This is a genomic window from Aeromicrobium sp. UBA7512, assembly GCF_002476985.1.
Lineage (GTDB): Bacteria > Actinomycetota > Actinomycetes > Propionibacteriales > Nocardioidaceae > Aeromicrobium > Aeromicrobium phoceense.
Genome location: NZ_DLNK01000003.1, coordinates 439,714 through 464,011 on the forward strand (window position 1 = coordinate 439,714; position 24,298 = coordinate 464,011).

Annotated in this window: 23 protein-coding genes; 14 read left to right on the forward strand and 9 right to left on the reverse strand. The window is 66.4% G+C overall.

All coding sequences use genetic code 11. The features are described 5' to 3' along the window. Window positions 1–112 precede the first annotated feature (112 nt). From B2363_RS04050 to B2363_RS04060, 3 genes are all read left to right on the forward strand, one after another. Complete coding sequence (locus B2363_RS04050; protein ID WP_286928627.1) at window positions 113–1,180, forward strand: type II glyceraldehyde-3-phosphate dehydrogenase; 1,068 nt, start codon at window positions 113–115, stop codon at window positions 1,178–1,180. Window positions 1,181–1,190: 10 nt separating this feature from the next. Next, the gene (locus B2363_RS04055) at window positions 1,191–4,325 is read left to right on the forward strand and encodes a beta-phosphoglucomutase family hydrolase (RefSeq protein WP_286928629.1); all 3,135 of its coding nucleotides are present in this window, start codon (window positions 1,191–1,193) and stop codon (window positions 4,323–4,325) included. A gap of 79 nt (window positions 4,326–4,404) precedes the next feature. Further along, the gene (locus B2363_RS04060) at window positions 4,405–4,968 is read left to right on the forward strand and encodes a class I SAM-dependent methyltransferase (protein WP_286928631.1); all 564 of its coding nucleotides are present in this window, start codon (window positions 4,405–4,407) and stop codon (window positions 4,966–4,968) included. A 109-nt stretch (window positions 4,969–5,077) separates the two neighbouring features. On the opposite strand, the gene B2363_RS04065 is transcribed toward B2363_RS04060, so the two are convergent. The 4 genes from B2363_RS04065 to B2363_RS04080 all read right to left on the reverse strand — a co-directional run bounded on the left by B2363_RS04065 (window position 5,078) and on the right by B2363_RS04080 (window position 6,640). Beyond that, window positions 5,078–5,383 carry a hypothetical protein gene (locus B2363_RS04065; RefSeq protein WP_286928632.1) on the reverse strand — a complete coding sequence of 102 codons (306 nt, stop codon included), beginning with the start codon at window positions 5,381–5,383 and terminating at the stop codon, window positions 5,078–5,080. Continuing rightward, window positions 5,380–5,625 (reverse strand): YgaP family membrane protein, encoded by a 246-nt coding sequence (locus B2363_RS04070; protein ID WP_146825552.1) that lies wholly within the window; start codon window positions 5,623–5,625, stop codon window positions 5,380–5,382. The genes B2363_RS04065 and B2363_RS04070 overlap by 4 nt, the downstream gene beginning before the upstream one ends. 178 nt (window positions 5,626–5,803) lie before the next feature. Beyond that, window positions 5,804–6,103 (reverse strand): hypothetical protein, encoded by a 300-nt coding sequence (locus B2363_RS04075; RefSeq protein WP_222593354.1) that lies wholly within the window; start codon window positions 6,101–6,103, stop codon window positions 5,804–5,806. Window positions 6,104–6,439: 336 nt separating this feature from the next. After that, entirely contained in the window at window positions 6,440–6,640 is a 201-nt protein-coding gene (locus B2363_RS04080; protein WP_286928637.1) for an SHOCT domain-containing protein, read from the reverse strand. Window positions 6,641–6,925: 285 nt separating this feature from the next. On the opposite strand from B2363_RS04080, the gene B2363_RS04085 reads away from it, so the two are divergent. The 6 genes from B2363_RS04085 (at window position 6,926) to B2363_RS04110 (ending at window position 14,536) form a co-directional block, all read left to right on the forward strand. Beyond that, entirely contained in the window at window positions 6,926–7,609 is a 684-nt protein-coding gene (locus B2363_RS04085) for a response regulator transcription factor (RefSeq protein WP_146825686.1), read from the forward strand. 62 nt (window positions 7,610–7,671) lie between these two features. Further along, complete coding sequence (locus tag B2363_RS04090) at window positions 7,672–8,730, forward strand: sensor histidine kinase (protein ID WP_286928638.1); 1,059 nt, start codon at window positions 7,672–7,674, stop codon at window positions 8,728–8,730. A gap of 260 nt (window positions 8,731–8,990) precedes the next feature. Continuing rightward, window positions 8,991–9,275 carry a metal-sensitive transcriptional regulator gene (locus B2363_RS04095; RefSeq protein ID WP_087625510.1) on the forward strand — a complete coding sequence of 95 codons (285 nt, stop codon included), beginning with the start codon at window positions 8,991–8,993 and terminating at the stop codon, window positions 9,273–9,275. Between the two features lie 26 nt (window positions 9,276–9,301). Then, on the forward strand, window positions 9,302–9,682 hold the full coding sequence (locus B2363_RS04100) for a heavy-metal-associated domain-containing protein (RefSeq protein ID WP_286928640.1): 381 nt from the start codon (window positions 9,302–9,304) through the stop codon (window positions 9,680–9,682). 52 nt (window positions 9,683–9,734) lie between these two features. After that, window positions 9,735–12,080: a heavy metal translocating P-type ATPase gene (locus B2363_RS04105; protein WP_286928642.1), complete on the forward strand. Its 2,346-nt coding sequence runs from the start codon at window positions 9,735–9,737 to the stop codon at window positions 12,078–12,080. Then, complete coding sequence (locus B2363_RS04110) at window positions 12,077–14,536, forward strand: heavy metal translocating P-type ATPase (protein ID WP_286928644.1); 2,460 nt, start codon at window positions 12,077–12,079, stop codon at window positions 14,534–14,536. Before B2363_RS04105 ends, B2363_RS04110 begins: the two co-directional genes overlap by 4 nt. A 13-nt stretch (window positions 14,537–14,549) precedes the next feature. Here B2363_RS04110 and B2363_RS04115 read toward each other — a convergent pair whose 3' ends face one another. After that, window positions 14,550–14,954, reverse strand: a complete 405-nt coding sequence (locus B2363_RS04115; protein ID WP_286928646.1) for a four-helix bundle copper-binding protein — start codon at window positions 14,952–14,954, stop codon at window positions 14,550–14,552. 164 nt (window positions 14,955–15,118) lie between these two features. Between B2363_RS04115 and B2363_RS04120 the strand changes: the two genes are divergently transcribed. Beyond that, window positions 15,119–16,333, forward strand: coding sequence for an MFS transporter (locus tag B2363_RS04120; RefSeq protein ID WP_286928648.1), 1,215 nt, complete (start codon window positions 15,119–15,121; stop codon window positions 16,331–16,333). 26 nt (window positions 16,334–16,359) lie between these two features. Beyond that, window positions 16,360–16,722, forward strand: coding sequence for an ArsR/SmtB family transcription factor (locus tag B2363_RS04125; RefSeq protein WP_286928650.1), 363 nt, complete (start codon window positions 16,360–16,362; stop codon window positions 16,720–16,722). 113 nt (window positions 16,723–16,835) lie between these two features. Here the strand turns inward: B2363_RS04125 and B2363_RS04130 are convergent, their stop codons facing one another. Next, window positions 16,836–17,678, reverse strand: a complete 843-nt coding sequence (locus B2363_RS04130) for a F510_1955 family glycosylhydrolase (protein WP_286928652.1) — start codon at window positions 17,676–17,678, stop codon at window positions 16,836–16,838. A 379-nt stretch (window positions 17,679–18,057) separates the two neighbouring features. On the opposite strand from B2363_RS04130, the gene B2363_RS04135 reads away from it, so the two are divergent. Continuing rightward, on the forward strand, window positions 18,058–18,291 hold the full coding sequence (locus B2363_RS04135) for a DUF2933 domain-containing protein (protein ID WP_146825559.1): 234 nt from the start codon (window positions 18,058–18,060) through the stop codon (window positions 18,289–18,291). An 81-nt stretch (window positions 18,292–18,372) separates the two neighbouring features. On the opposite strand, the gene B2363_RS16260 is transcribed toward B2363_RS04135, so the two are convergent. Together B2363_RS16260 and B2363_RS04140 are read right to left on the reverse strand one after the other, a co-directional pair. Beyond that, window positions 18,373–19,353, reverse strand: coding sequence for a DUF3152 domain-containing protein (locus B2363_RS16260; RefSeq protein WP_376785946.1), 981 nt, complete (start codon window positions 19,351–19,353; stop codon window positions 18,373–18,375). A 26-nt stretch (window positions 19,354–19,379) separates the two neighbouring features. After that, window positions 19,380–19,985 carry a DUF305 domain-containing protein gene (locus B2363_RS04140; RefSeq protein ID WP_087625517.1) on the reverse strand — a complete coding sequence of 202 codons (606 nt, stop codon included), beginning with the start codon at window positions 19,983–19,985 and terminating at the stop codon, window positions 19,380–19,382. A gap of 203 nt (window positions 19,986–20,188) precedes the next feature. Here B2363_RS04140 and resB point away from each other — a divergent pair, with 203 nt between their 5' ends. Then, the gene (resB, locus tag B2363_RS04145) at window positions 20,189–21,754 is read left to right on the forward strand and encodes a cytochrome c biogenesis protein ResB (RefSeq protein WP_286928654.1); all 1,566 of its coding nucleotides are present in this window, start codon (window positions 20,189–20,191) and stop codon (window positions 21,752–21,754) included. Beyond that, entirely contained in the window at window positions 21,751–22,665 is a 915-nt protein-coding gene (gene ccsA, locus B2363_RS04150) for a cytochrome c biogenesis protein CcsA (RefSeq protein WP_286928655.1), read from the forward strand. The genes resB and ccsA overlap by 4 nt, the downstream gene beginning before the upstream one ends. Window positions 22,666–22,699: 34 nt before the next feature. Here the strand turns inward: ccsA and lnt are convergent, their stop codons facing one another. Further along, on the reverse strand, window positions 22,700–24,199 hold the full coding sequence (lnt, locus tag B2363_RS04155; protein WP_140400261.1) for an apolipoprotein N-acyltransferase: 1,500 nt from the start codon (window positions 24,197–24,199) through the stop codon (window positions 22,700–22,702). Window positions 24,200–24,298: the final 99 nt, after the last annotated feature.

Here is a 24,298-nt window from a genome sequence, read left to right on the forward strand (position 1 = left end):
GTTGGGCTCGGTGAGCAGGGCGAGGCGTGACTGGACAACGCTCCTCAGAGGCGGGGAAGCGCGCGAGGACAAGCAGTGCATGAGGCCAACCGGTTTGGAAAGGAGAACTCGCATGAGTGAGAACATGATTCGCGTCGCGGTCAACGGCTACGGGGTGATCGGCAAGCGCGTCGCCGACGCGGTCCGCGCCATGCCGGACATGGCGTTGGTCGGCGTCGCCGACGTGGTCGCGGATTGGAGTACGCGTACCGCGGTCGGCCATGACATCGCGATGTTCGCCGCGACAGATCAGGGCGAGACCGCGCTGCGGGCTGCTGGTGTACCGGTGGCCGGGAGCTTGGCGGATTTGCTGGGGGACATCGACGTCGTGGTGGACACGACACCGAAGAAGGTCGGGGCGACCAATTTGGCGACCTATCGGGCGGCCGGGGTGAAGGCCGTGCTGCAGGGCGGTGAGAGTCATGCCACCACCGGGCACTCCTTCGTGGCGCAGGCGAACTACGCCAGCGCGGTGGGGCGCGACATGACCCGTGTGGTGTCGTGCAACACCACCAGCGTGGTGCGGGTACTGGGACCCTTGCAGGACGCCGGCTTGTTGAGTCGAGCGCGTGGCGTCTTGATTCGACGGGCCAGCGACCCGGGCGACTCCCACCTGGGTGGAGTGATGAACACCGTGGTGCCCGAGGCCTCCATTCCGTCGCATCAGGGACCGGATGCACTCACGGTGCGACCCGACCTTGACGTGGTGACGATGGCAGCGAAAGCCGCGCACACCCAGACTCACAACCACTATTGGACTCTGCAACTGACTCGACCCTCCAGCTCCGAAGAAGTGCTCGAGGTACTGCGGGCCGCGCCCCGGATCGCGTTCATCAAGATGACCGACGGCTTGACCGCACTGAACACCACCGTCGAGTTGATGCGAGATCTCGGTCGACCTCGCGGCGACATGTGGGAGGTGGCGATCTGGGAGGACGTCCTGACCGTGCAGGACGACGAGGCGTTCTTGACCTACCAAGTCGGCAACGAAGCAATCGTGGTCCCGGAGACCATTGATGCCATCCGAGCGCTGACCGGCAGCGTGACTGACGGGGCAACCTCCATCGCGATGACCGACCAGGTTCTGGGCATGCGTCAGAAGTTTCTCCCCTTTCTGGAACCACCGGTCACCGGTGTGTGACCACCAAGAGATGGAGCAGCGACCGCCAGTGGTGCCGAGCGGTACGGTGCCGACCGGTGCCGTACCACCCCACGACGCGGTGATCTTCGACATGGACGGCGTGGTCACCGACACCGCCGACCTCCACGCGAAGGCGTGGAAACGACTGTTCGACGCGGTACTGGACGACGAGCGGGCCAAGACGAGCACCCACAGCACGCCCGCCCCCTTCGACACGGACGCCGACTACCGGCGCTACGTGCACGGGCGGACACGGGAGGACGGGGTCGCGACCTTCTTGGCGGCGCGGGGCCTTGAAATCCCGACGGGGACCCCGCAGGACCCGTCAGGAAGTTGGAGCGTGTACGGCCTGGCCTCGCGAAAGAACGAGGTCTACCGTGAACTCCTTGCCGAGCACGGCGTTCGAGTGTTCGCCGGCACCCTGGACCTGCTGCACCGGCTTCGCGACGGGGGAGTGCCGGTCGCCTTGGTGACCGCAAGCCGTGACGCCGAAGCGCTTCTTGCTGCTGCCGATCTGGACGGGGTGTTTGACGTCGTCGTGGACGGTGGGTCCGCCGCCGAGACCGGTTTGCCGGGCAAGCCCGACCCGGCGACCTTCCGGGAGGCCGCACGACTCCTCGGCGTCGCCCCGGGCAGGACGGCGGTGGTCGAAGATGCCATCGCCGGGGTTCAAGCGGCCCGCCGCGGCGGTTTCGGGCTGGTGGTCGGGGTCGACCGGTCTGGGCAGCGGGAGTCACTGGAAGCCGAGGGCGCTGACGTGGTGGTTGAGGACGTCTCTCAATTGGATCTCGGCTCCCTGCGGGCCGACCCGTGGGTACTGGTCTACGAGGGGTTCGACCCGGCTCATGAGGGGCATCGAGAAGCGCTGACCACGCTCGGGAACGGATACGTCGGCACCAGGGGTGCGGCCCCGGAGCGGTCCGCGGACGAGGTGCACTATCCGGGCACCTACTTGGCAGGGGTCTACAACAGGCTCACCTCCACCGTGCACGGTCGAGAGGTGGAGGACGAACACCTGGTCAACGCCCCGAACTGGCTCTGCCTGGATGTGCGCACCGCGGGGGAGCCATGGTGGTCCCAGGGTGGCCTGGTGGCCTCTGCAGAGCGCCGCGAGCTGGACATGCGCCGCGGGGTGCTCACTCGGCACGCGGTACTCACCGATCCCGCCGGTCGCCGGATGAGGCTGATTCAACGCCGCGTGGTGTCGATGGCTCGCCCGCACCTAGCTGCACTGGAAACCACCTTGGTTGCCGACGGCTGGAGCGGCACGGTGACCTTGGCCAGCGGTGTCGACGCCGGAGTACGCAACCGCAATGTCGCCGAGTATCGGCCGCTGGCCGACCAGCACTTGCGCACGGTGAGGAGCGAGAGGGTCGATCCGAGCACGCTGCTGGTGGAGGTCGAGACCACCCAGAGCCAGATCCGCATCGCCACCGCCGTCCGGACCACGGTGACGGGCGGAGTTGCCACCGATTCAATGACCGCCGAGGAGGATCGGGCGGCGCACCGGTTCGAGTTGACCCTAAAGGACGGGGTGCCGGTCACGGTGGTCAAGACCGTGGCGATCTTTACCTCCCGGGACCGGGCGATCGCAGCGCCGCGGCTGGCGGCTCTGGATGAGCTGACCTGGGCCCCGGGTGGGCTCGACGACCTGCTGCCTGACCACGAGGCGGCATGGCAACGGCTCTGGGACCGTTTCGCGATCGAGCTCGAGGCCGATCGACAGACCCAATTGACATTGAATCTGCACGTGTTCCACCTGTTGCAGTCGCTGTCCCCGCACACCGCCGACATCGACGCCGGGGTGCCGGCCCGGGGCCTACACGGCGAGGGCTACCGGGGGCATGTGTTCTGGGACGAGTTGTTCGTGCTGCCGGTGCTGACACCGCACATGCCTTGGGTGACCCGCGCGCTGCTCGATTATCGGCTTCGACGTCTCGACGCTGCCCGCCGCGCCGCCAGCGTCGCCGGACTGGCCGGAGCGATGTTCCCGTGGCAGAGCGGCAGCGACGGCCGAGAAGAGACACCACACCAGCTGTACAACCTGCGCTCGGGTCGGTGGATGCCCGACAACTCCCGACGCCAACGCCACGTGGGGCTCGCGATCGCTTACAACGCCTGGCAGTACTACGAGGCCACCGGCGACGTCGCTTGGCTGGCCCATCGCGGCGCCGACCTGATCATCGAGGTGGTCCGCCTGTTCAGCAGCCTGGCCACTTACGACGACGACAACGATCGCTACCACATTGCCGGGGTGATGGGACCCGACGAGTATCACGACGGGTATCCCGACGCCCCGGGACAAGGACTGCGGGACAACGCCTACACCAACGTGCTCGCTGCTTGGTTGTGTCGACGCGCCCTGGACATCTTGGACCTGACCGCCGTGCACGACTGCGACGAACTGCGCACCCGACTCGACATCGGGCCCGACGAGCCAGACCGGTGGGAGCACCTCGGTCGCCGTCTCACCGTCCCGTTCCATGACGGGGTGATCAGCCAGTTCTGTGGCTACGAAGGATTGGCCGAGCTGGATTGGGACCACTATCGGGACGCCTACGGCAACATCGGCCGGCTCGACCTGATCCTGGAGGCCGAGGGAGACGCGACCAACGGCTACAAGCTCGCAAAGCAGGCCGACGTGCTCATGCTCGTCTACCTGCTCGGCCCCGATGGGCTCGTGGAGATGCTGCAACATCTGGGCTATCGCGCCCAACCCCACCTCGTCGAGGACACGGTGGACTACTACCTGGCACGCACCGCGCACGGCTCCACGCTGAGCCGCGTAGCGCACGCGTCCGTTCTGGCTCGCATGGATCCCGTCCGAGGCTGGCGCACCTTCCGCGAGGCGTTGACCGCCGACCTGGACGACACCCAGGGCGGCACCACAAGGGAAGGGATCCATCTCGGGGCCATGGCCGGGACCATCGACATCATCACCCGCGCCTTCGCCGGAATGCGCCGCGAGGATGAGGAGCTCGTGTTCGATCCGCGTCTGCCCGACGGTCTGGGATCTGCACGCTTCACCGTGGTCCATCGTGGCCGGCGGCTGCGGGTGACGGTCACCCCGGACCGGGTGCAGGTGAAACCCGACCGACGTGCCACCACCGGCAGATCCTCGTCAGGGCAGGGGGCACGAACCTGAGCGTTGATGCAGGCCAGCACGTGCTCGGTCGTGGTGCCATGTCTGAGTGACACCGCGCTTTCGAAAGGAGGACTCGACGGTGAACCTGCTGCATCGTCTCTACTGCCGGTCTCGGTTCTGGCGGTGGCACGTGGGTGTGCTGCTGCCCTGGGCGCTGGAGGGGATCGAACTCGAGCGAGCGGCGGTGTTGGAGCTCGGCCCGGGCCCAGGGCTGACAACGGACTGGCTGTTGCCGCGCGTGGGCTCGCTGACCTGCGTCGAGTACGACGAAGCTGATGCCACTGCACTGGCGCGACGGCACCCAAGCGTGAACGTGCGCCACGGCGACGCGACGGCACTGCCGTTCGCGCCGGACTCATTCGACGCGATCGTCTGCTTCACGATGCTGCACCACCTACCCTCGGCAGCGGCGCAGGACCGCCTGTACGCCGAGGCCGCCAGGGTCCTTCGCGCGCGTGGAATCTTCGCGGGCTCAGACAACCGATCAGGTCCCCTGCTCGCGCTGGCGCACATCGGTGACACCTTCACCGTGGTCGAGCCGGAGCGGCTATCGACACGGTTGAAAGTCGCCGGGTTCGGTGAGGTCGAGATTGGTGCCCGACCTGACGACTTCCGGTTCCGGGCGCGACTCAGAGCGCGTTGACCGCGTGCGGGGAGCGGCGTTGACCTGTGCCCGGCAGCGGTGCCCAGTCCCGATGTCGTGCTGCGGCTCAAATCGGCTGACGTCCCTCACATGCGGTCTGGGGGCCGTGTCACTTGTGGTCGTGCCCGCCGGGCATGACGAACATCATGGCCGCCATCATCGCGGTGCACAGCAGTGCGACGACGATGATGTTGGTACCTGCAATACCGGTCAGGAAAAGCAGGCCGGCGATGACCAACATCGGGATGCAGCAGATGATCATCATCAATCCATGACCGCGATGTGTCCCGTGGCCGACGCTGTCGGACTCGTGCCCGCCATGGTGGTTTTCGGAACTCGGCGAGGACTCCCGCGGATGGTGCCCCGCGTGCCCATCGCTGTGCGCACCGTGATCCATGCCGTGTGGCGTACTCATGATGTCTTTCCTTTCAAGGAGGCGGGCATGTGCCCGAGTTTGGCGTACAGCGGGCAGTGTCCGAGCGCTCCGGTGACGATGAGGTCGAGGCCTGCCGCCAGCAACAGCAGTTCGAGGACGACAGCCCAGGTGGATGAGGCGCCAGCCAGCAGCACGATTCCGGTAACGGTGCCGAGCGCTCCGACGACCACTCGAGCGACGCGTTCGGCAGGGGTGATGTTGATGCTCCACCGCTTACTCATGATCTCCTCCAACTCTTGGTCGACCGCCGATATCCGGTCCAATTCGATGTTCTCGCCGCGCGGTGAAGGTGACCGGCGTTGTCTCGTGAAGGTTCGTTGAAGAAGCGCTCGGTGGGGGGTGCCATGTCGACCGTTGGGTTTCCGGGACACGCAGCAGCCGGCGTCATGGCGCGGGTCGTCAGCCGTGGTGACCCTCGTGCTCGTCCGGATCAACGGTCCGCACGGGAACCCGTTCCTGGTCGCCGTTGCTGATGGCGGGACCGATGACGAAGGCCGAGAGGGAGAACATCAGCGCGAACACACCCAACGCGAGGGCGGGCGCCTTCCACGAGTCGAATCGTCGATGAAGACGTCGCAGTAGCGGTATGGAGAAGACCAGTCCGACGACGGCGAACAGCACGTTGCCGGTCGCGCCGGTCACCAGTACTGCTCCGCCGAGAAGGCCGACGTGGTGCAGCAGGTGGGGGAGCAGGCCCATGATGGCGCCGACAAGCGCGGTCAGTGCGTCCCATGCAGTCCCGAAGACGCCCACGTGCTTGTCAGATTCAGGACGAGCGAGTTCCGCCAAGTTGAGCTCACGATCCGGGACGTGGTGTGCGGGCATCGTCAGCCGCCCGTCCGGTGGGACAGCGTGGTCATCATGCCGGTCTCGGCGTGGTGAATGTCGTGGCATGGTGGGTCGTCCCCTGGCTCGGGTTGTGGCTTCGAAGTTCACTTCCAAGGCCCGCCATCGGGCACGATGACCACGATCGGACCTGGGTCCTCATGGCACGCCGTCGATCTCGTTGCGGCGACAAGACGGTGGTTGGTTCTCCTACCGCTGTGAGGTGCGCAGCACGGTGCTGCGGGCGTGGTACTCGTCCTCGTTGATCTCGCCGCGGGCGAACCGCTCGTTAAGGATCTGCATCGGGTCCCTGCGATCAGAAGGGGATGCATCAGTGCTCTGAGTGCCGCGGAAGATCGCGATCACTGCAACGACCACCAACGCCCAGAACGCGACCATGGCCAGGGTCATGAGGATCCAACCGACCCATCCCGTGCCGTCGTGATACCAACCCATCATCGTGCTCAGCTCCTCCGTCGGGCCTCGTACTTTCAATGATCGACCCGGCACCAGGGCGACATAGTGGACTTCGTGTGAAGGTTCGCTGAAGGATGGGCCGCCCGCGGTGCTGATCTGGGCTGGTAGGGCAGATGGACTGCCATCATGTCGGGTATGGGCGAGGACGTGATCAACGGAACGGCCGGCTCACCGGCGGGAGGTGCCGCGGGTGTTCGTCCCCCGACGGGCCTGCGGGCGATGGTCGTCGAGGACGAGACGCACCTTGCGGGGGTCATCGGCAGCTACCTCGAACGCGAAGGCCTGGAGGTGGCTGTGGTCCACGACGGTATGGAGGCATTGGAAGTCGCTCGAACCGTCGATCCGGATGTGGTGGTGCTGGACTTGGGTCTGCCGAGTCTGGACGGTGTGGAGGTCTGTCGGCAATTGCGCACATTCTCCGATGCCTATGTGGTGATGCTGACAGCGCGCAGCGAGGAGGTCGACACCTTGATCGGCCTCTCGGTGGGGGCAGACGACTACATGACCAAGCCTTTCAGCCCTCGGATCCTGATGGCCCGGATCCAGGCACTGCTGCGCCGACCTCGGAAGCCGGATGGGGCAGACGACCAGGTGGAGGGGGCCCGGACCTTCGGTGCGTTGGTCGTCGATCCGCTGGGGCGGGACGTCTGGCTCGAGGGGGAACCGGTGTCGTTGACGCGCACCGAGTTCGACCTTCTGGCCGCTCTCTCCGACCACCCGCAGATGGCATTCAGCCGCCGGCAGCTCATCGACACCGTCTGGGGTCCCACCTGGGTCGGCGATGAACATCTGGTCGACGTCCACGTCGGGCACTTGCGGCGCAAACTCAACGACGACGCCAGCCAGGCCCGATTCATCCGCACCGTCCGTGGAGTCGGCTACCGGATGGGCACCGGCCAGTGACCGACCGCCGAGCTCGCGCGGACACGACCCGTGTCCGCTCTCGGTTCGCCGCTCGGCTCCTGGTGGCCCAAGCCCTGGTCCTCGTGGCCGGGGCCCTGACCACGTGGCTCGTGGCTTCCGTCGTGGGCCCCGGCATCTTCAGCGACCACCTGCAACAGGCCGGTGACGAACACACCGCCGAACAGATTCGCCATGTGGAGGAGGCCTTCGCCTCCGCGCTGGTTCTGTCCATCTCTCTCGCGCTGATCGCCTCGGTGCTCGCAGCGCTGGCCGTCTCCTGGTACTTCAGCCGCCGGGTTCAGCGTTCGATCAGCGACGTCGCGGCGGCGGCGGCACAGGTCGCTGCCGGCCGGTACGGCGCCCGGGTGCCCGACCCGGGACTGGGTGAAGAGTTCGCCTCGCTCGCACTGACCTACAACCGCCTCGCCGAGAGACTCGAAGCGACGGAGTCGACCCGCCGGAGCATGCTGGCCGACCTGGCACACGAGATGCGGACCCCCCTGGCCACGATCGACGCCCATCTCGAGGCCGTCGAGGACGGCATCCGGTACCTCGATGACGACACCCTGGGCGTCATCCGGGGCTCGACAGGCCGACTGCGGCGCTTGGCCGAGGACATGACCGCCGTGTCGCGAGCGGAGGAAGGGCTCGACGTCACGCTGCGACCCGTGCCGGCAGCGGATGCTGCTGCGGCGGCCATCGAGGCCGCACGTGACCGGTACGCCACCAAGGGGGTTCGCCTGCTCAGCGAACTCGCCGACGCCGGCCAGGTCCGCCTTGACTCCGACAGATTCGGACAGGTGCTCGGCAACCTGCTCGACAACGCTCTGCGCCACACTCCGACGGGCGGGACCGTCACCTTGGACTGTCGCCGCATCGATGACTGGGTCCAGTACCGCGTCAGCGACACGGGCCAGGGGGTGGCGGCAGAGCACCTGCCGCACCTGTTCGACCGGTTCTACCGCGCCGACAGCGCCCGCGACCGCGGCCACGGTGGCTCTGGCATCGGTCTGGCGATCGCCAAGGCGCTCGTGGAGGCACAAGGCGGTGGCATCTCGGTGACCAGTGCCGGGCCCGGGAGCGGCACGACGTTCACGTTGCGCTTTCCCTGCTTCAAGTAACTCGTCCGCCCGGACTGAACGGCCCGGATCTTCAGCGAAACATCACAGAACCTCGCGGCCTTTCACCTACTGCCCTGGCCATCATGGCCGTGTTCAACACCGACTCGGTGAACGACATCAGCGTCTGACAGGGCAGGAAGCGGCGAACATGAAGGTTCGACGAAGTTCTCTTCGCGGCCGTGCTTTTCATTACCCGGTGGGGGTATGGTCAGTCACGAAGACCGATACCCCCAAGGGGTATCCTCCGAAGGAGTTTCGCGATGGCCGTTGAACCGGGATACATCACCGAGAAGCAGGCTGTCCTCGCCAGGCTCCGTCGCGTTGAGGGTCAGGTGCGTGGCCTGCAGCGGCTGGTGGACGAGGAGCAGTACTGCATCGACATCCTCACCCAGTTGTCGGCGGCCACGAAGGCCCTCGAAGGGGTCGCGCTGCTGTTACTCGACCAGCATCTCGAACACTGCCTGACGCACCCCACCGACCCTGCCGAGGCCCAGCAGAAGCTCAACGAGGCCTCCGCAGCGATCCGGCGACTCGTCCGCTCATGATCGATCCATCAAACGAAGGAGCACCCATGTCCGTGTCAGACGACAGCCGCAATCTTCAACTGCTCGACTCCTCCGCCGGCGACGGCGGGTGCGGCTGCGGGGGATGCGGCTGCGGATCCAACACCCAGTCCGAAAGTTCGACCGACACCACCACTGAGGCGATCACCATCGCCGCGCCGAAGGAGAGCGACATGACCACCAACACCTACGCCGTCACCGGAATGACCTGCGGCCACTGCGCCAGCGCCGTCACCGGCGAACTCAAGAGCCTCGACGGAGTCACCGACGTCACCGTCGACCTCGTCGCCGGCGGTACCTCGACAGTCACCGTCGCGAGCGCCGAGCCACTCGACCAGACCCAGGTCGCCGCCGCCCTCGACGAGGCCGGCGACTACCAACTCGCCTGAGGACCGAAACCCTCACGCGCATCCCGATTCAATCCAGGCAGGAGACACAGTCATGGCACAACCAACCCCTACGGTCGACGCGCTGCACGACGTCGAGCTCGCCATCGGCGGGATGACCTGTGCCTCCTGCGCCGCGCGGATCGAAAAGAAGCTGAACAAGGTCGAGGGTGTGTCGGCCACGGTCAACTACGCCACCGAAAAGGCCAAGGTCAGTTATCCGACGACGCTCACCCCTGCCGATCTTGTCAGCGTGGTGGAGGCCACCGGGTACACCGCGACCGTGCCCACTCAGGCGGCCAGCGGTGACGACCCTTCGACCGACGCGCAGACGGACCACCGGGATCTGGAGGCCGCGAGCTGGCGACAGCGCCTGATCGTCTCAACCGTGCTCTCCGTCCCGGTCCTGGCGATGTCGATGATTCCGGCGTTGCAGTTCGACAACTGGCAGTGGATCTCACTGACGCTGGCCTCACCCGTGGTCGTCTGGGGGGCGGCCCCGTTCCACCGTGCCGCGGTGACCAACGCGCGCCACGGCGCGGCGACCATGGACACCCTCATTTCCGTCGGAGTCACCGCCGCGTGGCTCTGGTCGTTGTGGGCGCTGCTGTTCACCCACGCCGGGATGACTGGCATGCGGATGCCGTTCGACCTCTTCCCGGATGGTGAAGCTGACGTCCACATCTACCTGGAGGTCGCGGCGGCGGTGACCACCTTCATCATTGCGGGCCGGTACTTCGAGGCTCGAGCCAAGCGCCAGTCTGGAGCGGCTTTACGCGCCCTGCTCGACATGGGCGCCAAGGACGTTGCCGTCCTGCGCGGCGGCACGGAGGTGCGCGTGCCGGTGGGCCAACTTGAGGTCGGCGACCGGTTCCTGGTGCGCCCGGGCGAGAAGGTCGCCACCGATGGCGTCGTCGAGGACGGTACATCGGCAATCGACGCGTCCATGCTCACGGGCGAGTCGGTCCCCGTCGAGGTCGGGCCCGGTGATGTCGTCGTGGGCGCCACGGTGAACGCCGGCGGACGTCTGGTGGTCCGGGCCGCCCGCGTCGGAGCCGACACCCAACTCGCCCAGATGGCACGGCTGGTCGAGGACGCCCAGAACGGCAAGGCGCAGGTCCAGCGACTCGCCGACCGTGTCTCGGCCGTATTCGTGCCCATCGTGCTCGTGCTCTCCTTGGTCACGCTCACCGCTTGGCTGCTGACTGGTCACAGCGTCACCGCCGCATTCACCGCCGCGGTGGCGGTGCTGATCATCGCCTGCCCCTGCGCCCTCGGTCTCGCGACCCCCACCGCACTGCTCGTCGGGACCGGCCGCGGTGCCCAACTCGGCGTGCTCATCAAGGGCCCGGAGGTGCTCGAGTCCACTCGGGTGGTCGACACGATCGTCCTGGACAAGACCGGCACCGTGACCACCGGAAGGATGGAACTGGTCGATGTGGTCCCCGCCGATGGTGTGAACAGTGCCGATCTGCTCCGGCTGGTCGGTGCCCTCGAGAACGCCTCGGAACACCCCATCGGTCAGGCCATTGCCACCGGGGCCAGCCAACGACTCGAGTCGCAGCTGCCCGATGTCGAGGGATTCTCCTCGACCCAAGGCCTCGGCGTCGCCGGGGTGGTCGACGGCCACGCGGTCGTGGCCGGCCGCCCCGGCTGGCTGGCCCGAGAGTGGAACCAACCCCTCGACGCGAGCCTGGCGGGAGTGGTCGAGGCCGCGGAACAGCAAGGCCGGACCGTGATCGCCGCTGGCTGGGACGGAGCGGCCCGCGGGGTCGTCGTGGTCTCCGACGCGATCAAGCCCACGAGTGCGCAGGCCGTGGCCGAGCTCAAGGAGCTGGGACTCGAGCCGATTCTGCTCACCGGTGACAACGAACGCGCTGCCCGTGCCGTCGCCGCCGAGGTGGGCATCGAGCAGGTGATCGCCGAGGTCCTCCCCGCTGAGAAGGTCGCCACTGTCGAGCGTTTGCAGCGCGAGGGCCGCACGGTCGCCATGGTGGGAGACGGCGTCAACGACGCCGCGGCACTGGCCACCTCCAACCTGGGCATCGCCATGGGCACCGGCACCGACGCCGCCATCGAGGCTTCCGACCTCACTCTCGTTCGCGGCGACCTGCGCGCCGCCGTGGACGCGATCCGGCTCTCTCGGCGCACGCTGCGGACCATCAAGAGCAACCTGTTCTGGGCTTTCGCCTACAACGTTGCGGCGCTGCCCCTGGCCGCGCTCGGTCTGCTCAACCCGCTGATCGCCGGCGCTGCCATGGCGTTCTCCTCGGTGTTCGTCGTGTCGAACAGTTTGCGACTGCGGCGCTTCCAGCCCGTCTCGACGCAGACAGCCGAGACGTCGCACGCTCGCCTTGACTCAAGCAAGACCAACCTTTCCCATGTGGAGGCAGTACGATGACGACGCACCAGCACACGAGCGGCCACCGCGACCATCACGCGCAGCGTGACGGGGGTACCACCGCCATCATCGAGGTCTCTGGGGTCCAGTGGGCGTCCAGCAAGAACGTAGCCGAAGCGATGCTGTCGCGCCGGCCCGGGGTGCTCTCCGTCGATGCCAACCCGGTCGCCCAGACGGCCACCGTCACCTATGACCCGAAGCGCACCAGCGTGAGCGATCTGCGGGACTGGGTGCGCGAATGCGGATTCCACTGCGCGGGACAGTCGGTTCCCAATCATGTGTGCGATCCGATGCTCGAGCCTGGCCGTGACGAGCACGCCGAGCACCACCACGAGCTCCAGCACGACGGTCACGACGCGGGCAGCAGCCACGCAGGCGCGGCTTCGCCGATCTCGTCACCGCATGATGCGATGGGCCACGGCGGTCACGGGACGATGTCGATGGCTGACATGGTTCGCGACATGCGCAACCGATTCCTGGTCGCCCTGCTGCTCGCGGTACCCATCACGCTGTATTCGCCGATGGGGCGGGACATGCTCGGCTTCGACGCGGCCGCTCCGTTCGGGATGCGCGATGACATCTTCGCCTTGATCCTGTCCCTGCCGGTGATCTTCTACTCGGCCTGGATCTTCTTCGACGGCGCCTGGCGGGCGCTCCGGGCCAAGACGCTGGACATGATGGTGCTGGTGGCCGTGGCCGTCGGAGCCGGCTGGCTGTACTCCCTCGGAGTCACCGTCACTGGGGGCGGTGAGGTCTTCTACGAGGCCGTTGTCATGCTCACCGTGTTCGTGTTGCTCGGCCACTGGTTCGAGATGCGGGCACGAGGCGGCGCCAACGACGCGATCCGTACGTTGCTTGATCTGGCTCCGCCGTTGGCGGTCGTTCTCCGCGAAGGCGAACCGGTCGAAGTTCCCACCTCCGAGGTCGAGGTCGATGACCTTCTCCTGATCCGGCCGGGGGCGAAGATCGCCACTGACGGCACCGTCGAAGAGGGCGAGTCGGAGGTCGACGAGTCCATGGTCACCGGCGAGAGCCTCCCGGTGCACAAGGGGCCCGGCGATCGGGTCATCGGCGCCACCATCAACGCCAGCGGCACCATCCGGGTGCGCGCCACCAAGGTGGGCGCTGACACCGCTCTGGCACAGATCGTCGCGCTGGTGCAACAGGCGCAGAACTCCAAAGCGCCGGGACAGCGACTCGCGGACAGGGCCGCATTCTGGCTCGTTCTGGTCGCACTGGTCGGTGGAGTCGGCACCTTCCTGGTTTGGCTCGCTGCCGGCGCAAGCGTGCAGACTGCGCTGCTGTTCGCCATCACCGTGGTCGTGATCACCTGCCCCGACGCCCTTGGACTCGCCACGCCGACAGCAATCATGGTCGGCTCGGGCCTCGGCGCGAAACGCGGGATTCTGTTCAAGAACGCCACCGCCATCGAGAGCTCCGCGCGCGTCGACACCGTCGTCTTCGACAAGACCGGCACCCTCACCAAGGGGGAGCCCGAGGTCACGGACGTCATTGTCGGCGACTTCGATCGCGATCGGGTCCTGGCGCTCGCGGGCGCACTCGAACGAGAGTCCGAACATCCTCTCGCTCAGGCCGTCGTGCGCCACGTCGATGCAACCGATGTGCCGCGCTTGCGCGCCACCGCGTTCCGCAACGTCACGGGCATCGGCGCCCTCGCCGAGGTCGACGGCCACCAGATCGCCATCGGCAACCGTCGCCTCATGGAATCCGAAGCGATCACCATCGGTGACCTGGGTGCGCAGCGCGACGAGATCGCCGCCGGCGGTCGCACGGCGGTGTTCGTTGCCGTCGATGATCGGGTCGTCGCGGTGATCGGGATCGCCGACGCGGTCCGCGAGACGTCCGCCGCCGCGATCTCCGCACTTCACGAGGCGGGCATCAGGGTCGCCATGCTCACCGGCGACAACCGTGCGACCGCCGAGCGGATCGCCGAGGAGTTGGGAATCGACGACGTCATCGCGGATGTCCTGCCCGAGGACAAGGCACACCAGGTCAAGCAACTGCAGGCGCAGGGGCGCACCGTGGCGATGGTCGGTGACGGAGTCAACGACTCACCTTCTCTCGTGCAGGCAGACGTCGGCATCGCGGTTGGCGCGGGTACCGACGTCGCGATCGACGCCGCAGACGTCGTTCTCATGAGGTCGGACCCCCTGGACGTCCCCGTGGCGCTGACGATCGGCCGAGGCACGCTGCGCAAGATGCGTCAGAATCTTGGTTGGGCGGTGGGATACAACGCGATCGCGCTACCCATCGCGGCTGGTGTCTTCCAGCCGTCCTTCGGCCTGGTCCTCAGGCCCGAGGTCGCCGCCTTGTCGATGTCCGGCTCCAGCTTGTTGGTGGCAGTCAACGCACTGCTGCTCAAGCGACTCCGGCTGCCCGGGCAGCAGCCCGACAACGATCCCACCCAGAACTCCGAGATGCAGCGGGCGTCCTGAGGGAGCTCGTGCCTCAGCCCAGACTGGCGAGGAGGTCGCGACAGGCCTCCTCGCACCGGCGGCAAGCCTCGGCGCAGATGCGGCAGTGTGCGTGCATGCTGGCGTGACTCTCACACTCGTCGCCGCAAGCCTTGCACGCGACGGCACAGGCTTCCAAGAACGCTCGGGTCACATCGGCGTCGTATGCGGTGCGCCTCGAAAGCACCTTGCCTGTGGCCGTGCAGATGTCGGAGCAGTCCAGATTGGTGCGGATGCATGTGGTCAATTCGGCGACCATGTCCTCGGCCAGGCACGCGTCAGCACAAGCCGTGCACGCTTGGGCGCATTCGAAGCAGGCTGCGATGCACTCGGCCAACTTCTGCTTGTCGATCTGACCCAGATCCTTCGGGTAGGCATCCAGCATCTTCGTGTGAACCATGGTTCCTCCTCCTCGAAATGGTGGCGGCGGGTGACCTGCGTCTGACGACCGGTGGGAACCGCCCTTTCATGATCAGTACCCGTCCGACTGTTGGATCATTCGCTTGACCGAGATCCTCCCGCGGAATGTTTACACGTGCAGATGTGCGCACGTAACGTTGTCGAGTGATCTTGGTCGAGCGTTCCGTCCTGCGGCATCGTGCCTACCGGCACCTGTTCAGTGCGCAGGTGGTGGCGCTGCTTGGCACGGGCCTCCTGACCGTTGCGTTGAGTTTGCTGGCGTTCGATGTTGCGCCGCGATCGGCGGGAACGGTCGTGGCTACTGCGTCGACGATCAAGATGGTCGCCTACGTGCTGCTTTCCCCGCTTCTGACCGCGGCAACTGCGAGTCTGCCGCCGCGTCGGGTGATGGTCGCGGCGGATCTGGTGCGCGGCGGGGTCGCAGTGGGCTTGCCATGGGTGAGTGAGGTCTGGCAGATCTACGTGCTGATCTTCGTGCTGCAGACCGCGTCGGCGACGTTCACTCCGACGTTCCAAGCGGTGATTCCCGCGGTCCTGCCCGACGAGCGCGACTACACGCGGGCGTTGTCGCTGTCGCGACTGGCGTATGACTTGGAATCGCTCGTCAGTCCCATGATCGCGGCGGCGCTCCTGACCGTGGTGTCTTTCCATGTCCTGTTTGCCGGGACGGCCGTCGGGTTCGGTGTCTCTGCGGTCATGGTCATCACGGCTGGGCTTTCGGTCCGGCCTCACAAGGCGGAAGTGTCGTTCTGGCGACGCGCGACAGATGGCATGCGCCTGTTCGTCACGCGCGGGCCGCTGCGCTTCTTGATGGCGTTGAACCTGGTGGTCGCGGCCGCCTCCTCGCTCGTCCTGGTCAACACCGTCGTCGTCGTTCGCGAAACACTCGGCTTGAGCTCGACCTCACTGGCGGTCGCGCTCGGTTGTTACGGCGCCGGATCCATGGTCGTGGCGTTGGCGGCACCGCGACTCCTCGACACGATCAGCGACCGGACGCTGATGCTCGCAGGTGGCGTCACCGTGCCCGCGGCTTTGGTGCTGGCTGTTCTCGTGACGGGAGGCGACCATGGTTGGGCGCCCCTGCTGGTGATCTGGGCTGTCATTGGCGCTGCGACGTCGGCGATCCTGACGCCATCGGGAAGAGTCATCAACCGGAGTGTCACCGAGGGCGAACGGGCCGGTGCTTTCGCCGCGAACTACTCGTTGTCCCACGCCTGTTTCCTGTTCGCCTACCCAGTCGCTGGATGGACGGGAGATCAATTCGGAGTCCCGACCACCGCCGCGGTCATGACCGCGATCTCAGTCCTGGGACTGGCGGCCGCCGTGGCATCGTCGCGCCGACCGGTACTCACTCGGTAGCAAGAGGTGGCAGGATCGGCAGCACCATGAGCGATCCGATCCCGACGCCGCGTCGTTCGAGCCTGGACCATCCGCAGCGCCCCGACCTCGAGCGCCTGCGTGAGGCTGCTGACGTGTTCGCGTTGATCGGAGAGCCCACGCGCTTGGAGCTCCTGTGGTTGCTCACGGAGGGACCTGCCACAGCCGGCGAACTGGCCGACGCGGTCGAAGCCTCGCGCACGGCGGTCAGCCAGCACCTGGCGAAGCTCCGCCTCGCCGGTCTCGTCGACGCCCAGCGCGACGGTCGCCATCAGGTCTACCGGATCCTCAGCGGACACGTCGCACGATTGGTGCGGGAGGGTCTCAACCAGGCGGACCATCTCGTCTCGGGCGAAGAACCACACCTCTGAGTCGCCCTGACCGCCGTGGAACAGGCGTGAGCGGGACGCGTCGAGGACCAGGGGAGGTCGTTCGGGGAGCACACTCGTGGAGCGATGTGCGGCTTTCGCCGGACAGACCATGACTAGGTGAGGCGACTCCACGTGGCACCCGAGGTCGTCGATTCGAAGACGGCACCACCCGCGGCTGCGTACCAGCGATCCGGCGTCACTTCGAGTGCCTCCGGGGAGTCCGGGAGCGCACCTCCCGCTCTCCAGCTCTCACCGCCGTCGCGACTCACATGAACACGTCCAGTGGCTGCAATGCCCACGACGAGACCGTCCTGGCCCCCATCGATGTACGCCAAGGACGGTGCGACGACGGTCCGCGCGCGAGCTCCGTCGCTCGCGGGATAACGAATCAATTCGCCGGACGGGGTCGTCGCGAAGAGGTCGGTCGAGTCGGGATCGGTGGCGACGTCGATGACTGGACGTTCATCGATCGTGGTCCAGTTCGTACGGTCGCTCGTGAGAAGCAGCTGTCCGGAAACGCTGTTGTAGCCCGCCAGCCGAGAGTCAGTGCCATCGAGTGCGTGGAAGTCTGCCTTTCCCGCTAGGGACACCTGCCGCCACGTCTTCCCCGCGTCGATGGACTCCATCAGACCGAGATGCGTGGGCAGGTCGCTTGCCAGGTCCGGGTGACCACTCGCGACGAAATGCCCGGGACCGATCACCGAGAATCCCATGAGATCGTGCCAAGCTTCCCCGACCCGCCGCGGTGGCGACCCTTCCTCCACGGTGAACAGGCCCAGATGAGATGCCACGAAGAGAGTCCCGTCGGCGGGGTCGATTCCCATGCCGTGAACGTGCCCCATGGCATCGCCCGACGTTGACTCGATCTTTGGTGCTGCCGTGCCGCAGGCCGCGAGCGAGGACACGATTACGGCGGATACAACAACTGCCGCACAGGCGCGGCGGGTGTTACTCACGTGACAGCCCTTCTGTCGAGGACGGTAACGGTGAACTCTCCGGCGTGGCCGGCTCGGGCGTCATACAGGTCATCTCCGGCTAGCTTGCTGAAATCCCTATAGAGCCAACACGAAACATGTGTCGGAATGTTCACCGCGCAATGAAGCTTCCCTGAAGATTTCAGCGTGACCGGCTCGGCCTTTCACTCCCGGGCAATGGGACGTCGTACAACGAACGTGGCGCCGTGGCCGCACTTGTGCGTGTTGTCGAGCAAGGACCCAGCAGCACCCGGCTGATTCACGAAGCGGGATCTTCAGCGAACCTTCACGGAATCAGCGCCCCAGTCGGGAGTCGGGGAGCGGATGCTGGGGTGGTTCGTCCCAGGGAGTGGAGTTCGACGTGAACCGGTTCAATGGCAAGTTGGTGTGGTTCGTCGCCGTAAGTGCGGCCGTGCTGGTCGGTGCGTTCGCCATGGGTGCGCCACCGTCGGGATTCGTGCTCATCCTCCTGCTCGCTTGCCCGTTGATGATGCTTCTTTTCATGCCTGAAACGCATGGCGAGGCTGACGAGGACGACGACTCGCGGCCCGTCGAGAAGGACCTTCAGCGGTGCGGGCCCCGCAGCGGACACTGAGGCCACGTGGAGTGTCGTTTCTGACCGCTTAAGGCCATCAATCTCACCCGGGCGCACAACGCGAGCGTCCAAAAGGGTGCCTCAGGGTCGATCGACCCCGCCCGGCCACGCATTGGCTCGACACCCATCGAGGGTTTTGGTCTGTTGGAGCATGACCGGAGCTGGCGCGCCGTTGCCTGGGCAAGCGGCGTGGGGGAGCCCGAGCGCATGGCCGAACTCGTGGTTCATCAGGTACCGACGATATGCACCGATGTCCTTCCCGTAAGACGGGGCGCCATTCACCCAGCGCCAGGCGTTGATCACGACCCGATCCCCATTGCGGCACGAGAGGCGGCCGCCCGTGTCAAGGGGAGCGCACAGGTCATCCGCCGTCTGTGGCGACGCGAGAATGATCCTCACTGAGGCATCGTTCGCCACGCGAGTGAATTCGTGGCCAGGGGACGCCCACCCCCGGGGATCGCTGAGGGTGGCGTCCACGGCTCGCGCGAAGCCCGCTGGCGCGAACGAAAGGCCCTCCTCGACTTCGACTTGGTAGGTCATGGTCGTGGGCGTGGATTTCCGCGGGGCAGAAGGGGTAGGTGCGATCTGGAACCTGCCTGACGCTGCCTCTGGGACACTGACCGGCTTGTCCGTGTCCGTGGATCGCCGCGCGGGTGGCCGGGCGGAACGGCTGCCCCGGCTTTCGACGTGGTCCTTCGGCGGCGACGGTCTGGCACGTGGCAACTCTGACCGAGCATCCGAACCGTTGGAAGCTGGGTCATCGGGGAGTTGCTTCTGTCCGTTGCCGACATAAGGGACGAGGAAAGCAGTTGCAACCACGGCTGCGGCCGACGCGGGTAGTCCTATCCACGCGGTCCTGGGTCTTCGCGCGCGCTGGGGCTGACGGCGCCGGTGTCCTCGCGGAGCCACCGGGCTGGCGGCTCCACTGCGACTCCTTCTTCGGGAACCTGTCACGACCTCGCTCGATCTGGAAGGGCGGCGTGCCGCCGGGCTGGGGGGGGAAGTGACCCAGCGGCACGCCAGTCGGCTGCAGCATCCATTCCGACGGCAGGTCGGAATCATGGTGGAGATGCTGCGAAAACGCTGCGTCAGGACCCGAGGAGACTGTTCATCAGGTCGATTTCAGCCTGCTGGTCGCTGATCACCTTCTGTGCCATCGCGATCGCGTCGGCATTCTCGCCGTCCTGGACTTCCGTCTCGGCCATGGCGACCGCACCCTCGTGGTGCTCGATCATCATCTGCAGAAACATGCGGTCGAACTCAGCGCCAGATGCATCCTCGAGGGACTTCATGTCCTCCTCGTCCATCATCCCGGCCATGCCGCCTTCGTCACTGGACCCGTGGTTCATGTCCCCGTGGTCCATCTCCCCGGACGGCACGTCTTCACCCCAGCTCTCGAGCCAGCCCTCAAGGGTCTCGATCTCGGGACCCTGCGCGGCTTCGATGTCGGCAGCCAAGGACTTGACTTCGTCGCTGCCGGCACGTGTCTCGGCGACCTTGGCCATCTCGATCGCCTGCTCGTGGTGAGGGATCATCTGTTGGGCGAACGTGACATCCGCGTCATTGAACGGGGCGCTCTGGCTGGAGGAGGAGCCCGTGTCGCTCGACTTTCCGCCATCGGAATCGTCGCTGCATGCGGCCAGGGTGAGACCGATCGTCGCGAACAGCGTGAGAGCCGCCAGCTTCCTCTTCATCAGGTTTTCTCCATCTCTGGTCGTCTTCAGTACGCCAGCGAGTCTGCCTCCCGAATGTGAAGAGCGACCACGCTCAGTCCTCAAGGTTCCATGAAGACTCCGGGACTGCGCCGGGTCCGAGGCTCCCGGTTGGTCGACCGGGGCGGTCGCACACACGTTGAAGGCGAGAGTTCAACTACTAGGAAGCATAGTAGACTCCAGCCATGGTCGACGAGGCGCTCAAGGAGAGAGATCAGTCGAAGTCGCCGACGCCAACCCGGACTGTCTACGGGTGGGGCTGGGGCCGCTGGGCGTGGCGAACGCTGACGTCGATGCGGACCGCCGTGATCCTACTGGCGCTGCTCGCGCTGGCGGCGATCCCCGGATCGTTCCTGCCACAACGGAACGTGGCGACCGATCCCGCGGCCGTCCCCCTCTTCTACCGAGACCATCCCACGTTGGCGCCATGGCTCGACCGACTCTTCTTGTTCGACGTCTACGCGTCTCCGTGGTTCGCGGCGGTCTACCTGCTGCTGCTCGTGTCCATGACCGGCTGCGTCCTCCCTCGCTGCGCGAAGCTCTGGCAGGAGTGTCGCGCGGAGCCGGCACGTGCTCCGACCCGCTTGTCGCGGATGGATGGTCATCGCGAGCTGTCCGTGCAGTCAGACCGTGGCTCGGTGCTGCGACGCGCAACTGAGATTCTTTCGCGGCGCGGTTACCGGGTCGTGCAGGCGCCTGGGGAAGTCCGGGCGGAGAAGGGCTACGTCCGCGAGGTCGGGAACCTCATGTTCCACCTCTCGCTGTTGCTGTTGTTGGTGGGCATGGCCAGTGGCAAGCTCCTCGGGTTCGAAGGTCGAGCCGCGCTCGCCGACGGGGACACCTTCACCAACGTCGAGTCGTCCTACGACGAGTTCTCCCGGTCGGCCCTCACCCGCGTCGATGAGCTGACTCCGTTCTCGGTCACCTTGGACGGCTTGGACGCCGAGTTCGCCCTCAGCGGTGCGCGTGCGGGGGAGCCTCGCAAGTTCGACGCCACGGTGACCTACCTGCAGGCCGACGGAACAGAGAAGTCCGCCAGCATCAAACCCAATCAGCCCCTCGACATCGAGGGAACCAAGTTGTTCCTCACGGGGCACGGCTACGCGCCGCGCGTCACGGTCCGCGACGGTACCGGTGAGGTCGTGTTCGCCGGTCCGGTGATTTTCCTGCCGATCGAGAACAACTTCACGAGCGACGGAGTCGTCAAGGCGCCGAACGCCCAGCCGACACAGCTCGGGTTCGAGGGTCTCTTCTTGCCGACGGCTCCCACCAATGAGGGCGACCGCTCGCAGTTCCCCGGTTTGATTGCCCCGCGGTTGGACCTGACTGCCTACACCGGTGATCTCGGGATGGACCGGGGTGCTCCTCAGTCGGTGTACGCCATCGAGCTCGACGGCATGGAGGAAGTGGCCCAGAAGCAGATGCGGGTGGGCGACTCGTTGGAGCTGCCCGACGGAGCCGGCAGCATCACCTTCGATGGCGTGTCACGTTTTGCCAACTTCCAGATCGCCTATGACCCGGGCAAGGAGATCTCGCTGGTCGCGGCGATCTTCCTGATGGTCGGCCTCACGACGTCGCTGGTCGTGCGTCGCAGGCGGGTGTGGGTTCGTGCCGTTGACTCCGGGTCGACGGTCACGGTGGAGATCGCCGGCCAGTCGCTGACCCGCAGGGATCTTCCCCCCGCTGATCTGGTCCGCCTTGAACGAGAACTACTCAGCCTCAATAAATCCTTGGAAAGGACCCCGTCATGACCTGGGCTCGGCTGTCGGACGATCTTGTCGTCGCCACCATGATGATCCTCGCGTTGGCGTTCTGCCTCTATGCGCTGAGCATGGCTCAACGCACCACACGGCAGCGAGGCGTCGCGAAGGAACCAGTGACCACACCAGCCGCCGCGTCCTCAGCGGCGGGCGGCGCACTTGAGCACGAGCCCGAGGTGGGCCAGCCGTGGAGCGAGCGGACCGCGCGGATCGCGTCGGTCATGGTCGTGATGGGCCTCGTGCTCAATGCGGCCGCGGTCCTGGCACGCGGAATCGCGGCCGAGCGAGCGCCGTGGGGAAACATGTACGAGTTCGCGATCGTGGGTTCGACCGCGATTCTCGGAGCCTATGTCGCGGGCCTGTCCCGGTATCCGCTCCACAGGCTGGGGATCTGGGTGATCGGACTGGTACTCGTGACTCTCGGAAGCGCGGTCACGGTCCTGTACACACCCGTCGATGCGCTGATCCCCGTTCTCGATTCGTACTGGTTGGCGATCCACGTCGGGGCCGCGATCGTCTCGGGCGGAGCGTTCACCGTCGCAGCCGTGACCTCGGCCGTGCGGCTGGTCCGGCCCGGGCGTCACCCCGAACGTGACGAGATGCTGGAGCGGGTTTCCTACGGGTTGATCGTGTTCGCCTTCCCCGTCTGGACGTTCGCGGTCATCGCCGGCGCGGTGTGGGCCGAAGCAGCCTGGGGACGCTACTGGGGCTGGGATCCGAAGGAGACCTGGGCCTTCATCACGTGGGTGTTCTACGCCGCGTACCTCCATGCGCAGTCGACCGCCGGCTGGCGGGGCAAACGCGCCGCCTGGTTCAGCATCGCGGGGTACATCGCGTTCCTGTTCAACTTCATCGGCGTCAACATGTGGGTTGGGGGACTCCACTCCTACGCAGGAGTCTGAGGCCCGAGACGCGCGGAGCCCGGCGCGCCGCTCCTCACGAGGGATCGCTGGCGCGTCGGGCTCGTCTCGACGCCGCGTACCGCCATGCTGCGAGAAGCAGGCCGACCATGCCACCACCGACGATCGCCAGCGTGCGTTGTTGCTGGAAGCGCACCGCCGGAGTGAGACCAGCGCGAAGCTGCACCGTCTCGACCAGCACCTCGGTGCCTCGGGACCGGTTCCGTGCGCGGACCAAGCCGTCCGCCGAGATGATCCCTGAGACGCCGTTGGTCGATGCCACCACGACGTCCCTGCCCAGCTCGACTGCTCGAGCGCGGGTGATCTCGAACTGTTGCGCTGGTTGGGCGGTGCCGGTGAACGTGGCGTTGCTGGTCTGCACCACGGCCACGCGAGCGCCGCGTCTCACTTGGGCCGGCAGCACGTCGTCGTACGCCACGTCGAAGCAGATCGCGTCGGCAACCGGCACGCCGTTGACCTGCAACGGCACCTGTCCGTTCCCGGGCAGCATGTCGCGAGGGATCTCCTCGAAGCGCGGGAACCAGTCACCGATGATCGGTCGCCAGGGGATGTATTCGCCGAACGGCACCGGGTTAGCTTTGGTGTAGGAACCGACGGGAATGCCATCGGAGGACCACAGGACTCCCCGGTTGAACGCCTGCTCAGGACGGGGACCGTCGACGATCGCCCCGACGAGCACCGGCGCGTCGACAGCCACTGCCGCATCCCCGATGGCCTCACTCAGGGCGAGATCCCTGGCCGGGTCGAGGGCAGTGGCGTTCTCTGGCCACACCACCAGGTCCACCGATCGCCCTTGCGCCGTCAGCGACTTCGCCAGCCGCCGGGTGGCCGCAAGGTGATTGCGGGTGACGGTCCGATGCTGTGCGATCAGGTCGGTGCCGTCGCCCGGCACCCCGCCCTGAACCACCGCGATTCGAGCGGATCCAACGGTGGGGACGTGGAAGGGCAGGGTGGCCGCGACCAGTCCGATGGTCATGGGAATCACGAGCCACAGGACCATGACGCGCCGGGGGAGCAGGACGAGGTGGGCCACACCGAACCCGGTCGTCGCGACCAGCAGGCTGGTGCCGGCGATACCGAGGTGAGCAAGCGCGGGCTCCCACGCCGTGTCCATCGCGGTGACCCCCAGTCGCCCCCAAGGCATCCCGCCCAGAGGCCAGCTGCTTCGTATCGTCTCCGCGCTGACCCAGATCAGTCCGCCCCACAGCGGCGCCGCAGGCACATCGCGGACCACCCGGATGCCCAGGCTGGCGATCGCAAGGAAGAGAGTTTGTGCCGTACCGAGTGCCAGCCACGCGGCCGTGCCGATGGATTCGTCCAACCACCAGAGCAGCGGAAGCATGTACGCGAGTCCGAAGCACAGACCCAATACTGGCGCACGGCTCCGAGACTCGCGTTGAATTCCCCACCACAGGAGTGCCATCGCGACAGGAGCCGCCACGCGGAATCCGAGTGGCTCGAAGGACGATGCCGCTAGGAGCCCCCCGAGGCTCATGGCGATGACTGAAGACCCCATGCGTGGGACCAGCCCCGTGAGCGCGGCCGAGAAGTCAGGCAAGAGTCGGCGAAGCGGTCCCCTCGAGGTGGTCTCGAAGACGATCACCCGGACCACCCC

Excerpts from the sequence above, each read along its gene's own strand:
- B2363_RS04050 (WP_286928627.1), top strand. The coding sequence starts at position 113 with ATGAGTGAGAACATGATTCGCGTCGCGGTCAACGGCTACGGGGTGATC.
- B2363_RS04055 (WP_286928629.1), top strand. The coding sequence starts at position 1,191 with ATGGAGCAGCGACCGCCAGTGGTGCCGAGCGGTACGGTGCCGACCGGT.
- B2363_RS04065 (WP_286928632.1), bottom strand. The coding sequence starts at position 5,383 with ATGAGTACGCCACACGGCATGGATCACGGTGCGCACAGCGATGGGCAC.
- B2363_RS04070 (WP_146825552.1), bottom strand. The coding sequence starts at position 5,625 with ATGAGTAAGCGGTGGAGCATCAACATCACCCCTGCCGAACGCGTCGCT.
- B2363_RS04075 (WP_222593354.1), bottom strand. The coding sequence starts at position 6,103 with ATGGGCCTGCTCCCCCACCTGCTGCACCACGTCGGCCTTCTCGGCGGA.
- B2363_RS04080 (WP_286928637.1), bottom strand. The coding sequence starts at position 6,640 with ATGACCCTGGCCATGGTCGCGTTCTGGGCGTTGGTGGTCGTTGCAGTG.
- B2363_RS04085 (WP_146825686.1), top strand. The coding sequence starts at position 6,926 with ATGGTCGTCGAGGACGAGACGCACCTTGCGGGGGTCATCGGCAGCTAC.
- B2363_RS04095 (WP_087625510.1), top strand. The coding sequence starts at position 8,991 with ATGGCCGTTGAACCGGGATACATCACCGAGAAGCAGGCTGTCCTCGCC.
- B2363_RS04100 (WP_286928640.1), top strand. The coding sequence starts at position 9,302 with ATGTCCGTGTCAGACGACAGCCGCAATCTTCAACTGCTCGACTCCTCC.
- B2363_RS04105 (WP_286928642.1), top strand. The coding sequence starts at position 9,735 with ATGGCACAACCAACCCCTACGGTCGACGCGCTGCACGACGTCGAGCTC.
- B2363_RS04110 (WP_286928644.1), top strand. The coding sequence starts at position 12,077 with ATGACGACGCACCAGCACACGAGCGGCCACCGCGACCATCACGCGCAG.
- B2363_RS04115 (WP_286928646.1), bottom strand. The coding sequence starts at position 14,954 with ATGGTTCACACGAAGATGCTGGATGCCTACCCGAAGGATCTGGGTCAG.
- B2363_RS04125 (WP_286928650.1), top strand. The coding sequence starts at position 16,360 with ATGAGCGATCCGATCCCGACGCCGCGTCGTTCGAGCCTGGACCATCCG.
- B2363_RS16260 (WP_376785946.1), bottom strand. The coding sequence starts at position 19,353 with ATGATTCCGACCTGCCGTCGGAATGGATGCTGCAGCCGACTGGCGTGC.
- B2363_RS04140 (WP_087625517.1), bottom strand. The coding sequence starts at position 19,985 with ATGAAGAGGAAGCTGGCGGCTCTCACGCTGTTCGCGACGATCGGTCTC.
- resB (WP_286928654.1), top strand. The coding sequence starts at position 20,189 with ATGGTCGACGAGGCGCTCAAGGAGAGAGATCAGTCGAAGTCGCCGACG.
- ccsA (WP_286928655.1), top strand. The coding sequence starts at position 21,751 with ATGACCTGGGCTCGGCTGTCGGACGATCTTGTCGTCGCCACCATGATG.
- lnt (WP_140400261.1), bottom strand. The coding sequence starts at position 24,199 with ATGGGGTCTTCAGTCATCGCCATGAGCCTCGGGGGGCTCCTAGCGGCA.